This window comes from Burkholderia vietnamiensis LMG 10929 (assembly GCF_000959445.1).
GTDB classification, from domain to species: domain Bacteria; phylum Pseudomonadota; class Gammaproteobacteria; order Burkholderiales; family Burkholderiaceae; genus Burkholderia; species Burkholderia vietnamiensis.
Map to the genome: position 1 here is coordinate 1,422,839 of NZ_CP009631.1, position 12,679 is coordinate 1,435,517.

The following is a 12,679-nucleotide window of genomic DNA, read 5'->3' on the forward strand; positions in this document are numbered from 1 at the left end:
GCGGCGCATCACGAACGAACGGAGACAGATCATGGCAAGCGTGCACCTGCGCAACATCGCGAAGCGCTACGACGACACCGAAGTGCTGCGCAACGTGAACCTCGACATCGCCGACGGCGAATTCGTCGTGTTCGTCGGGCCGAGCGGCTGCGGCAAATCCACGCTGATGCGGATGATCGCCGGGCTCGAGGACATCTCGAGCGGCGAGCTGCTGATCGACGGCGCGAAGGTCAACGACGTGCCGAGCGCGAAGCGCGGCATCGCGATGGTGTTCCAGTCGTACGCGCTGTATCCGCACATGACGCTGTACGACAACATGGCGTTCGGGCTGAAGCTCGCCGGCGCGAAGAAGCCGGAGATCGACCAGGCCGTGAAGCAGGCCGCGAAGATCCTGCACATCGATCACTTGCTCGACCGCAAGCCGAAGCAGCTGTCGGGCGGCCAGCGGCAGCGCGTCGCGATCGGCCGCGCGATCACGCGCAAGCCGAAGGTGTTCCTGTTCGACGAGCCGTTGTCGAACCTCGACGCCGCGCTGCGCGTGAAGATGCGGCTGGAGTTCGCGCGGCTGCACGACGAGCTGAAGACCACGATGATCTACGTGACGCACGATCAGGTCGAGGCGATGACGCTCGCCGACAAGATCGTCGTGCTGTCGGGCGGCGCGGTGCAGCAGGTCGGCACGCCGAACGAGCTGTATCACGCGCCGTCGAACCAGTTCGTCGCGGGCTTCATCGGCTCGCCGAAGATGAATTTCCTGAAGGGCACGGTCGAGTCGGCCGATGCGGGCGGCGTGCTGGTGCGGTTCGACAGCGGCGCGACGCAGCGCGTCGCCGTCGATGCGGCCGGACTGCAGCGCGGCGCGGCCGTGACGGTCGGCGTGCGGCCCGAGCATCTGCTGGTGGGCGACGCGGCCGACGGCGTGGCAGCGCGGACGATGGCCGTCGAATCGCTCGGCGACGCCGCGTATCTGTATGCGGAGTCGCCGGTCGCGCCGGACGGGCTGATTGCGCGCATTCCGCCGCTCGATACGTACCGCAGCGGCGAGTCGCTGCATCTGCATGCGCAGGCCGGGCATTGCCATCTGTTCGACGAACAGGGGCACGCGTTCCGGCGCCTGGCCGCGCATGCGAAGGCGGCGTGAGCGGGTGCGGGGGCTTGGGGGCGGGGCTGTTGGCGAGGCTGTATTGCACGGCGGCGCGCCTAGCAGCAACGATCCGCGACGCACATCGGCCGACGATGCGCACGCATGGCGCAACGACGACGACCGAGCGCGCGCTCGTCCACCCCATGCTTCGCTAGCGATCGCCTGAAATCACGAAGCGGTCGCGATGACCGCCGCCCATCACGCGTCGAGCGCCGCCCGCGCGCAGCTCTCGTCGGTGACGAGCCCCGACAGCCAGCCGCCGCGCAGCGCCGCGATCACCGCGTCGCGCTTCTTCGTGCCGCCCGCGAACGCGATCGTCGGGCGCTTCGGCGGCGTGTCGAGCGCGACGCTCGTCACGCGCGCGCTGGTCGACACGTCGACCAGCTTGCCCTGTGCATCGATCGGCACGCCGAGCAGTTCGGCCACCGCGCCGCGCGCGGTCATCTCGTCGCGTTCCTGTTCGGTGATGAAGCCGTCCTCGTAGAGCGGGCAGTGCGGGCCGAGGTTGCCGACGCCGACGAACGCGACGTCGGCCTGCGCCGACAGCGCGTCGACGATCCGGTACAGCCGGTGATTGCACCATTGCGCGCGCTCGGCATCGCTGTCGGCGAACAGCGGCGCCGGCAGCAGGAAGTGTTTGCTGCCGGTCTTCTCGGAGATGTACTGCGCGACGTCGTAGCGGTTCGACGAGCCGTCGGCGGCGATCGCGCCGACCATCGACACGAGCCGGTGCTGCGGCCGGTCGATCTGCGCGATCTGCGCGACGGCCGCCTTCAGCGTGCGGCCGCTGCTGACCGCGATCACCATCGGCCGCGTCTCGTTCAGATACCGCTCCATCACCTGCGCGCCGGCGACCGCGAGCTTGCGGTCGATCGCCTCGGGCGCATCCGCATCGACGGGCACGACTTCGCACATCGTGAGCCCGTAGCGTTTCGACAGCTGCGCGCCGAGGTCCAGGCAGTCGGCGAGCTGGTGATCGACGCGCACGCGGATCAGGTTCTTCTCGACCGCGAACGCGACCAGCCGCTGCGCGACCGGGCGCGACACCTGCAGCTTCTCGGCGATTTCGTTCTGCGTGTCGCCGGCGACGTAGTAGAGCCACGCGGCGCGCGTGGCGAGATCGAGTTTTTCTGAGGACTTGGACACGATAGCGATTCGGTTCGGATCTGGGCAGGCCGTCGGGCGGCGCGGCGGCATCCACTGTAACGCATGCCGGGCGCGCCGCCGCGGCGCTCACGCGAGCCGCGCGCGCGACGGCTCGTACAGCGGACGCACGTGGCGATACAGCGCGCGGAACGCGTCGAGGCGCTCGCGCAGCAGCGCATGGCGCGCGGCGTCGGGCGTGTATTCGGCGCGCACCGGCGGCTTGGTCAGCACCGTCTGCGGATCGCCGCCGACGGCGAGCCAGCCGAGCCGCGCGGCGCCCAGCGCCGCACCGGTTTCGCCGCCGCCGTGCCGGCGCGTGCGCACGTTCAGCGCGTCGGCGATCAGCTGCGCCCAGAACGCGCTGCGCGCGCCGCCGCCGATCAGCGACAGCCGGTCGGTCTCGACGCCGGCCGCATGCAGCGCGTCGAGGCCGTCGGCGAGGCCGAGCGTCACGCCTTCGAGCACCGCGTAGCCGAGATGCGCGCGCTCGGTCGCATGCGTCATCCCGAAGAACACGCCTTGCGCATACGGATCGTTGTGCGGCGTGCGTTCGCCGGACAGGTAGGGCAGGAACAGCGGCGCCGTCGCGAGCGCGTCCGCGTCGAGCGCCTCGATCTCGGCGAGCAGCGCGGGCTCGTCGGTGCCCGTCAGCTTGCAGACCCAGCGCAGGCAGCTCGCCGCGGACAGCACGACGCTCATCAGTTGCCAGCGGTCGGGGATCGCATGGCAGAACGCGTGCACGGCCGACGCCGGATTCGGCATGAAGCGGTCGCCGACGACGCTCAGCACGCCCGACGTGCCGAGCGACACGAAGCCGTCGCCCGCGTGGATCGCGCCGATGCCGAGCGCGCTGGTCGCGTTGTCGCCGCCGCCGCCCGCGACGACGACTGCTTCGGACAGTCCCAGCTCGCGCGCGACGTCCGCGCGCAGCATGCCCGACGGCGCGTTGCCTTCGACGATGCGCGGCATCTGCGCGCGCGTCATGTCGCAGGCGGCGAGCAGCGCGTCGGACCAGTCGCGGCGCGCGACGTCGAGCCACAGCGTGCCGGCCGCATCCGATGGGTCGGACACCTTCGCGCCGGTCAGACGGAAGCGCAGGTAGTCCTTCGGCATCAGCACGCAGGCCGTCGCGGCGAACACGTCGGGTTCGTGCTTCGCGACCCACAGCAGCTTCGGCGCGGTGAAGCCGGGCATCGCGAGGTTGCCGGCGAGGGTGTGCAGGTCGGGTGCGCGCTCGGTGAGCAGCGCGCATTCGTCGGCGCTGCGCATGTCGTTCCACAGGATCGCGGGGCGCAGCACGCGGTCGTCGCGACCGAGCAGCACCGCGCCGTGCATCTGGCCCGACAGGCCGATTCCGCGCACCTGGGCGAACGCGTCGCGGTGCTGCGCGCGCAGCGCCGCGAGCGCGGCCAGCGTGCCCTGCCACCAGTCGTCGGGATGCTGTTCCGCCCAGCGCGGATGCGGCCGCGACACGCTGAACGGCGTGCCGGCGGTGCCGACCACGGTGCCGTCCGGGGCGAGCAGCAGCACCTTCACTTCCGAGGTGCCGAGGTCGATGCCGAGATACATGAGCGATCCGCTCCGTCAGTGAGGAGCCGCTACTTTAGCCGCACGCATGCGTGCATGCCAACGCAGGTTCGCCCGAATGCGCGGGTGTTTGCGTGCTGCCGTGGTGACCGCGGCCGCGGCCGCGGCGGCGCGGGGCGCGATCAGCGCTGCGCGAGCCATGCGTCCACGCGCGCGAGCGCGGTGCGCAGCGCGTCGAGCAGCGCCGCGTTGCCGGCGAGCGTGCCCCACAGCGCGCGCGATGCGCACAGGGCGAGCACCGGGTCGTCGGCGGCGACGATCGCGCGCGCGGCGCCTTCGTCCATCACGCCGTCCTGGTAGGCATACGGCAGCCGGCCGCGCGCCCAGCGCTCCAGAAAGCGCAGGAACAGCGCGGGCAGCACCGCGGTGGCGATCGGCGCGGCGCCGCGCGCGAACGATTCGGCGAGCGTCGGCGCGATGAAGCCGGGGATCTTCGAGAAGCCGTCGGCCGCGACGCGCTGGTTGGTGTCGAGCACGTACGGGTTGCCGAAGCGCTCGAGCACGACGTCGCGGTAGCGTTCGAGGTCGAGCGGACTCGGCGTGAGGCACGGGATCACGTCCTGCGTCACGTAGTCGTGCGCGAAGCGGCGGATCCCGGCGTCGTGCGTGCCTTCGTGGATATACGTGTGGCCCGCGAGCGTGCCGGCCCACGCGATGCAGCTGTGGGTCGCGTTCAGGATGCGGATCTTCGCTTCTTCGTACGGGTGCACGTCGTCCACCAGCTCCGCGCCGGCCAGCTCCCAGCGCGGGCGGCCGGCCGCGAAGCGGTCCTCGATCACCCACTGGATGAAGGATTCGGCCATCACGGGGCAGGCGTCGTCGATGCCGGTCGCCGCGCGCACGCGTTCGCGCACGTCCGGGGTCGGGCGCGGCGTGATGCGATCGACCATCGCGCTCGGCGTCGCCACGTGCGCATCGAACCACGCGAGCAGCGCGGTTTCGCCACGCTGCTCGAGGAACGCGCGCATCCCGGCGCGAAAGCGCGCGCCGTTGTTGCGCAGGTTGTCGCAGCTCTGCAGCGTGAGCGGGCCCGCGCCGCGCGCGACGCGTTCGGCCAGCAGCGCGGCGAGCGCGCCGTAGAGCGTCGTGCGCGCGCCTTGCAGATCGGCTGCGAGATCGGCGTTCGCGAGGTCGAGGCGGTTGTGCTCGTCGAGGTAGTAGCCGCCTTCGGTGACCGTGAACGACACGATCCGGCACGCCGGATCGGCGCCGGCGTCGATCAGCGCGGCCAGATCGGGCGACCACGGCAGCACGCGCGAGATCGCGCGGATCGTCTCGTACGCGCGCTCGCCTTGCGGCGTGACGGTTTCGAGCGTGTAGGCGCCGTGCTGGGCGGCGAGCGCGTCCATCGTCGTGCGCATGTCGTCGCGGATGTTACCGACGGTCAGCGTCCAGCGCTCGCCGGCCGGCACGGCCGCGTTCACGCGGTGCAGATACCACGCCTGGTGCGCGCGATGGAACGAGCCTGCGCCGATATGCAGCAGCACGGGCGGGTGCTCGGAAGGCGATGCGGTCATCCGGTGTCTCCTGTCGCGATCGGATGCCGGCCTGGCAGGGAAGCCGGCGATCCGCGCTGTCGAATACGATCATTTGCTCTACGTGTGAGCGAATGATCGTATTGGGGCGAGCGAAAGTCAAGGCGGGGACGGGGCATTTCGATGGTGCGGTGCGGCGGGGTGGGGCGGGGAAGCGGGCGGCGAATCAGGCGGCGAATCAGGCGGCGAATCAGGCGGCGAATCAGACCGGCGCGGCGGCGCAGATAGCGGCAGCGTGCCGAAGCGGCTGCACCGGCGCGCCACGGTGGCGGAGGAACGCGTCGAGCGTCGTCTGACCGCCCGCGCCGGCCTTGCCGCGCGCATATGATGCGGCCCGCTCGTCGTCACGACGCGCGGGCCGCGTGAGCCGCGCGTGCGCTACAGCGTGGTGCGCACGTGCCAGAGCTCGGGGAACAGCACGACGTCGAGCATCTTGCGCAGATACGGCGCGCCGCTCGTGCCGCCGGTGCCCTGCTTGAAGCCGATGATGCGCTCGACGGTCGTCACGTGACGGAAGCGCCACTGACGGAACGCGTCCTCCAGATCGACGAGCTCCTCGGCCATCTCGTACAGCTCCCAATGCTGCTGCGGGTGACGATAGACCTCGAGCCACGCGGCCTCGACGGTCTCGTCGTGGCGCATCGGCTGCGTCCAGTCGCGCTCGAGCCGCTCCGGCGCGATCGGGAAACCGCGCCGCGCGAGCAGGCGCACGACTTCGTCGTAGAACGACGGCGCTTCGAGCGTCGCGCGCACCTCGGCGAGGATCTCGGGCCGGTGCGCATGCGGCTGCAGCATCTGCACGTTCTTGTTGCCGAGCAGGAATTCGAGCTGCCGGTACTGGTACGACTGAAAACCCGACGACTGGCCGAGATACGGGCGCATCGCCGAATACTCGGACGGCGTCATCGTCGACAGCACGTTCCACGCCTGCACGAGCTGCTCGAGGATCCGCGACACGCGCGCGAGCATCTTGAACGCGGGCGGCAGCGCGTCGCCACGCACTGCGTCGAGCGCGCCGCGCAGCTCGAACAGCGCGAGCTTCATCCACAGCTCGCTGGTCTGATGCTGGATGATGAACAGCATCTCGTTGTGATCGGGCGAGAGCGGATGTTGCGCGTTGAGGATCGAATTCAGCGACAGGTAATCGCCGTAGCTCATCGACTTCGAGAAATCGAGTTGCGCGTTATGCCAGCCCGGCTCGCCCGCGGCATCGCCCGGCGCCTGATGAGCGGACGGCGCGGCGCGCGTGCCCGAGAACGGGCAGCCGGCCGGCGCGTCGTCGCCGGGAGGCTGCATATGACCAGAATTCACGACTTTCTCCAGATTTGCATGACGGGGCCCGGCGCGCCGGGCGTAACGGATCAGGTCACCGCGCCGCGCTCGGCGAACTCGGGCGCCTTCCACGCGTCGGTGGCGAGGATGTCGCGCAGCGTGTCGACGGCGTCCCAGACGTCGACGAAGCGCGTATAGAGCGGCGTGAAGCCGAAGCGCAGCACGTCGGGCTCGCGGTAGTCGCCGATCACGCCGCGCGCGATCAGCGCCTGCATGACTTCATAGCCGTGCGGATGCTCGAAGCTCGCCTGCGAGCCGCGCTGGTGATGCGCGCGCGGCGTGACGAGCTTCAGCGACAGCCCCGCGCAGCGCGCTTCGACGAGCGCGATGAACGCGTCGGTCAGCGCCAGCGACTTGCGGCGGATCGCCTGCATGTCGGTCTGCAGGAACACGTCGAGCCCGCATTCGACCATCGACATCGACACGATCGGCTGCGTGCCGCACAGAAAGCGCGCGATGCCCGGGTCCGGCGCGAACGCCGGCTGCATCGCGAACGGCGCGCGGTGGCCCCACCAGCCGGACAGCGGCTGCGAGAAATGCGCGTGATGGCGATGCGGCACCCACACGAACGCCGGCGAGCCGGGGCCGCCGTTCAGGTATTTGTACGTGCAGCCGACCGCGCCGTCGGCACGCGCGCCGTTCAGGTCGACCGGCACCGCGCCGGCGGAGTGCGCGAGATCCCACAGCATCAGCGCGCCCGCGTCGTGCGCGAGCTGCGTGACGGCCGGCATGTCGTGCATGTAGCCGGTGCGGTAGTTCACGTGCGTGATCATCGCGACGGCCGTGTCGTCGCCGAGCGCGGCCGGCAATTCCGCCGGATCGTCGATCAGACGCAGCTCGTAGCCGCCGCCGAGCTGCTCGATCAGCCCTTGCGCGATGTACAGGTCGGTCGGGAAATTCGAGCGCTCGGACACGATCACGCGGCGCTGCGGCGCGCGCTCGGCCTGATGGCGCAGCATCGCAGACAGCAGCTTGAACAGGTTGATCGAGATCGTGTCGGTCACGACCGTTTCGCCGGCTGCGCCGCCGATCAGCGTCGCGAGCTTGTCGCCGAGGCGGCGCGGCAGCGCGAACCAGCCGGCGGTGTTCCAGCTGCGGATCAGGCCTTCGCCCCATTCGGCGCCGATCACCTGTTGCGCGCGGGCGGCCGATGCGCGCGGCTGCGCGCCGAGCGAATTGCCGTCGAGATAGATCACGCCGTCGGGCAGCGCGAACTGGCCGCGCAGCGCGGCGAGCGGATCGTCGCGGTCGAGGGCGAGCGCGTCTTCACGGGTCTTGATCATGATGTCGATGAGGGGTTCGGTAATCAGGAGGAATGGCCGGGCAGCGCGCGCAGCACCGCACGCACGGGGCTCGCATCGAGCGTCGTGAACTTCAGCGGCAGCGCGATCAGCTCGTAATCGCCGGCCGGGACGTCGTCGAGCACGATGCCTTCGAGTATCGCCATCCGGTGCGCGCGCACGCGGTGATGCGCATCCATCGTCTTCGATTCCTGCGGGTCCAGCGACGGCGTGTCGATGCCGATCAGCTTCACGCCGCGGGCGGCGAGCAGGTCGATCGTCTCCGGCGCGACCGCGCAGAAATCGCTGTCCCACCGCTCGACGCTCGCGTGCGCGCAGGTGCGCAGCAGCACGCGCGGCGGCACGCGATCGAGCGCGGCCTCGACGTCGACCGGCTGCACGCGCGGCGCTGCGCCGACGCAGTGGATCACGCGGCACGGGCCGAGATACGCGCCGAGCGCCACGGCGCCGATCGGCGCGCCGTCGGCGTCGTTATGCAGCGGCGCGTCGCAGTGCGCGCCGGTATGCGGCGACAGCGTCAGGCGCGCGACGTTGACCGGCGAGCCGGCCTCCATCTGCCATACGCGCTCGACCGACAGCGGCGTGTCGCCCGGCCACACGGGCGTGGCGGGGCTGAGCGGCGGCGAGATGTCCCAGAGTGTGTCCATGGCATGACGAATCGGTGAATCGATCCTTCGAATGATAGGTGGACGCTCGCAGAAAGTGCTTGCGAAATAACCATGGACAATCCGCCGGATTGGCAGATAATTCGACTCAGAGGGAAAAGGGGGACCAAAAATGCATGCGATCACGCTCGATGCCACCGACTGCCGGATTCTCGCCGTACTGCAGGAGGAAGGCAGAATCAGCAATCTGGACCTGGCCGAACGCATCTCGCTTTCGCCGTCGGCCTGTCTGCGCCGGATGCGGCTGCTCGAGGAGCAAGGGGTCATCGAACACTACCGTGCGTGCCTGAGCCGCGAGAAGCTCGGCTTCGAGCTCGAGGCGTTCGTGCAGGTGTCGATGCGCAACGAGGAAAACCAGTGGCACGAGCGCTTCGCGGAAGCGCTGCGCGAATGGCCGGAGGTGGTCGGCGCGTTCGTCGTGACCGGCGAAAGCCATTACCTGCTGCGCGTGCTCGCGCACAACCTCAAGCACTATTCGGATTTCGTGCTGAACCGCCTGTACAAGGCGCCCGGCGTGATGGACATCCGCTCGAACATCGTGCTGCAGACGCTGAAGGACGAAGCGGGCGCGCCGGTCGGGCTGGCGCGCACGGGGGCGATCAAAGCGGTGTGAGCCCGTGGAAGCCGCCGCCGTGGAACACCAGCGGCGGCGCGGCGTCGGCTGCGGCGCGCACGCCGCAACGCTCGACTTCGCCGACGAAGATCACATGGTCGCCTTCGTCGTAGCGGCTGCGGTTGTGGCATTCGAACCAGGCGAGCGCGCCGTCGAGCACCGGCATGCCCGAGTTGCCGGCCGCGTGCGCGATCCCTTCGAAGCGATCGCCCTTGTAGGTCGAGAAACGCTTGCACAGGTCGAGTTGCGACGCCGCGAGCACGTTCACCACGTAATGGCTGTTGCTGCGGAATACGGGCGTGGACGCCGATTTGTGCGCGAGGCTCCACAGCACCAGCGGCGGATCGAGCGACACCGAGTTGAACGAGCTCGCGGTGATGCCGATCAGTTGCCCGGACGGCGCGCGCGTCGTGATGACGGTGACGCCGGTGGCGAACTGGCCGAGCGCCTGACGAAATGCGGCCGAGTCGAAATCGGGCGGAGTGGCGTGCTTCATCGGGCCGCCATCAACGACGAAACGGACGGGCGCGGCGCGCGGCGGATGCGACGGGCGCGGCGGACGAATGGCGACGGGGCCGGGGCGATCGGTTCGAAAGTGGTGCGCATGGCGCGATTCTAGCGGAATCGCGCGGGGCGGACCTCCGCGCCACGCCCAGCGCGGGGCGAGCGTGAGGTAGCGCACATTGGTGGGGGGCGTTGGCGCCATCGGGGCATCCGCAGCATTCGCGACACCGAATCGGCCGGCGGCATTCGGCATCCAGGGCATCCAACGGCGGCAACGGCGGCAACCGCGGCAACGGCGGCAGCGGCAACCACGCCAACTGCGGCATCCACGGCAACGCCGACATCCACGACGCCGCGCAGCCAGCTCACCGCCAGCGCCCCTTCCCGCCATACCGCAGCCATCCGCCTACCGCGCCGCGGCGAGCCCGAGCGACAGCGCCCCGGTCAGTATCAGGCTCGACGCCCATACGGCATCGAGATTGAACCAGCTGCGCGCGACGAATTTCAGCCCCAGATAACGGTAGACCAGCCACGCGAGCACGCCGCCCGCGCCGACCATCGCCGCCGCATGGACGGCCGCGACGACGAGCGCCGTGCCGAGATGCGCGTCGATCAGCGTGGCGGCCGCGCGATGGCCGGCATCCCGGTCCGGCCCGCAGAGCCCGAGATAGATCGGCACCAGCATCAGCCCCGCGCCGTGTGCGAGCGCGACGGCGAACGACCACAGCCCGAGCCGCGCCGGCGCGATGCGGGCGAGCGCGCGCGGGTGCCGGCGCCGGATCAGCAGCGCCGCGCCGAAGCCGATCACGAGCACGCTCGCGCCGATCCGGATCGCCGGCTGCCACGCGAGCAACGCGGCGAGCAGCCCGAACGGCAGCATCACCATGAACACGGCGAGCGCGTGGCCGAGTGCGAGATAGCCGAGCGCCGCGACGAGCGCGTCGACGCGGCGCGTCATCAGCGCGTTCGACACGGCGAGCGGCCAGCCCATCGCGGGGTTCAGCCCGTGGTAGACGCCGCTCGCGAGCACGGCCGCCCACAGCGCGAGCGACGCAGGCAGGGTGGCGCTCAACGCCTGACCGACGGGTAGCAGAAGGAATCGGTCGAGCAGTCGCCGCCGTCGAGCCGGATCTGATGCGCGCGATAGCCGTCGGGGAACTCGACCCAGTAGTCGTCGGCGAGCGTGAGGCCGCCGTCCGGCCCCGCGTGCGCGAGCACCTGCGCGGCCGGCACGCCGTCCGGATAGAACTGGTCGTCCCAGGTCGAGTACAGCGAGTTGGTCCAGTACACGCGCCGGCCGTCGCGGCTGACTTCGACCATCTGCGGGCCGCCCGCGAACGCGCGGCCGTTCGGATGCGGCGCGCGCCGCACGATGCCGCCGATGCGCACCGAGCCCACGAGCACCGGCCGATGCGGATCGGACACGTCGTACTGGCGCATCTCGCCGGTGCCCCAGCACGACACGTACAGGAAGCGATCGTCGAGCGACAGGTCGATGTCGGTCACGAGCGGCGGCACCGCGCCGAAGCCTTTCAGCAGCGGCGGCAATTCGTCGGCCGCGGCCGGCTCCGGCGGAATCGTCGCGGCCTTCTTCGCGTGGAACCTGCCGTCTTCGCGCCACCAGGTCCAGATCGAGCCTTCGAGTGTGGCCGTATCGACCACGACGCCGACGAACCCGTATTCGCGCGCCGGATCGTGCGCGGGCCGCACTTCGAGCGCCATCTGGTGCTGCGCGCCGAGGTCGATCGTCTGCACGTTGCGGCGCGCGCGCAAGTCCCAGAAGTGCAGACGGTGCCCGTAGCGGTTGGCGAGCAGGTCTTCCGGCACGATGCCGTTTTCGAATTGCGGCGGCAGCGCCCATTCGCTCGACACCATGTAGTCGCGCGGCAGGTTCCACCAGAAGTCGTAGTGCTTGTCCTGCGGGCCGCGGTCGATTTCCCAGCGGCCGAGCACGTCGAAGGTCTCGCAGTCCATGATGAAGATGCCGGGCGCGCCGTCGGTGCCGTCCTTGCCTGCGCCGCCGAGCGTGCTGACGTAGATGCCTTCCGGGCCGCAGTGGACCGTGTGCGGCCGCGAGTAGCCGGTCTTCGCGAACACTTCGTCGGGCTCGATGATCTTGTGGATGCGCGCCTGCGTCGGATGCGGCTTCGTGTCGATCACGTAGATGCGCGACGAGCGCAGGCCCGGAATGATCAGGAAGCGGCGCTCGAGAAAGGCGTGGCCCGTCAGCGGCGACAGCGACGACGAGCACGCATTCCACCCGAAGTGGTGAAACTCGTCGCCGGTGTGCGGCATCGTCACCGTGTGGACGATCTTCCCGTAGGTCGCCGAGCCGGGCTTCACGTCGATGACGGCGAGCGCGTCGGGTCTGGAAAAATCGGGGCTCAGCAACAACGTATAGGCGAACGCCTCGGGCGGCGCCTGCATCGCAAGCTCCGGTGAGGCGTGAAAGGTCGGATCGGGCCGCATGTTCATCGTGGTGCCTCCTGTCGGTGGTGTCGAATCACGGGTGCGCCGCGGTCCGGCCATGCGTGGGCAAGCGCTGCGCGGGGCGAACGCGCCGCCGCGGCGCGCGCTGCGGTACGTCAGGTGGAAACGGTGCGGAAAGAAGCGGCATCCGACGCGCGCCGCTCACGCACGCGTGTTGCGTCGCAATGCGATCGGATGAACGACGCGGCGCAATGCGCGTCGGTCGGTTCGCCTGCGAGGCGGACGGTATCTGCTAAGGCGTGCATATCGATGTTCCGGCGGATGACGTTGGCATCGGGGCGGGCATGCATCGGCGCTGCGTGCGGCCGCGGCGGGGCGCCGTCGCGGCGAAGCGTGCCTAAGTGTAGACGAGAAATGCGCGG

At 70.0% G+C, this 12,679-nt stretch carries 12 protein-coding genes; 2 read left to right on the forward strand and 10 right to left on the reverse strand.

The genetic code is table 11. The features are described from left to right. Positions 1-31: 31 nt before the first annotated feature. Positions 32-1,141, forward strand: a complete 1,110-nt coding sequence (locus AK36_RS16485) for an ABC transporter ATP-binding protein (RefSeq protein WP_045578833.1) — start codon at positions 32-34, stop codon at positions 1,139-1,141. A gap of 201 nt (positions 1,142-1,342) precedes the next feature. Here the strand turns inward: AK36_RS16485 and AK36_RS16490 are convergent, their stop codons facing one another. The 6 genes from AK36_RS16490 to kynB form a co-directional block, all read right to left on the reverse strand. Then, on the reverse strand, positions 1,343-2,341 hold the full coding sequence (locus tag AK36_RS16490) for a sugar-binding transcriptional regulator (protein WP_174479786.1): 999 nt from the start codon (positions 2,339-2,341) through the stop codon (positions 1,343-1,345). Positions 2,342-2,377: 36 nt separating this feature from the next. Continuing rightward, a complete protein-coding gene (gene xylB / locus AK36_RS16495; RefSeq protein ID WP_014723539.1) occupies positions 2,378-3,859 on the reverse strand; it encodes a xylulokinase in 1,482 nt (493 codons plus the stop codon). Positions 3,860-3,999: 140 nt separating this feature from the next. After that, complete coding sequence (gene dalD / locus AK36_RS16500; protein WP_011885869.1) at positions 4,000-5,394, reverse strand: D-arabinitol 4-dehydrogenase; 1,395 nt, start codon at positions 5,392-5,394, stop codon at positions 4,000-4,002. A gap of 396 nt (positions 5,395-5,790) precedes the next feature. Then, positions 5,791-6,708, reverse strand: coding sequence for a tryptophan 2,3-dioxygenase (gene kynA, locus AK36_RS16505; protein WP_011885868.1), 918 nt, complete (start codon positions 6,706-6,708; stop codon positions 5,791-5,793). A 65-nt stretch (positions 6,709-6,773) separates the two neighbouring features. Then, positions 6,774-8,024 carry a kynureninase gene (kynU, locus tag AK36_RS16510; RefSeq protein WP_085954491.1) on the reverse strand — a complete coding sequence of 417 codons (1,251 nt, stop codon included), beginning with the start codon at positions 8,022-8,024 and terminating at the stop codon, positions 6,774-6,776. Positions 8,025-8,050: 26 nt separating this feature from the next. Next, a complete protein-coding gene (gene kynB, locus AK36_RS16515) occupies positions 8,051-8,692 on the reverse strand; it encodes an arylformamidase (protein WP_045578834.1) in 642 nt (213 codons plus the stop codon). A 130-nt stretch (positions 8,693-8,822) separates the two neighbouring features. Between kynB and AK36_RS16520 the strand changes: the two genes are divergently transcribed. Next, the gene (locus AK36_RS16520; RefSeq protein WP_006477992.1) at positions 8,823-9,323 is read left to right on the forward strand and encodes an Lrp/AsnC family transcriptional regulator; all 501 of its coding nucleotides are present in this window, start codon (positions 8,823-8,825) and stop codon (positions 9,321-9,323) included. On the opposite strand, the gene AK36_RS16525 is transcribed toward AK36_RS16520, so the two are convergent. The 4 genes from AK36_RS16525 to AK36_RS33720 form a co-directional block, all read right to left on the reverse strand. Then, positions 9,310-9,819: a flavin reductase family protein gene (locus AK36_RS16525; protein WP_011885865.1), complete on the reverse strand. Its 510-nt coding sequence runs from the start codon at positions 9,817-9,819 to the stop codon at positions 9,310-9,312. The two genes, AK36_RS16520 and AK36_RS16525, sit on opposite strands and share 14 nt — an antisense overlap. A 414-nt stretch (positions 9,820-10,233) precedes the next feature. Continuing rightward, positions 10,234-10,899, reverse strand: coding sequence for a hypothetical protein (locus AK36_RS16530; protein ID WP_014723533.1), 666 nt, complete (start codon positions 10,897-10,899; stop codon positions 10,234-10,236). Beyond that, a complete protein-coding gene (locus AK36_RS16535) occupies positions 10,896-12,302 on the reverse strand; it encodes a selenium-binding protein SBP56-related protein (protein ID WP_045578835.1) in 1,407 nt (468 codons plus the stop codon). The genes AK36_RS16530 and AK36_RS16535 overlap by 4 nt, the downstream gene beginning before the upstream one ends. A 110-nt stretch (positions 12,303-12,412) precedes the next feature. Further along, a complete protein-coding gene (locus tag AK36_RS33720; protein ID WP_126220429.1) occupies positions 12,413-12,607 on the reverse strand; it encodes a hypothetical protein in 195 nt (64 codons plus the stop codon). Positions 12,608-12,679 lie beyond the last annotated feature (72 nt).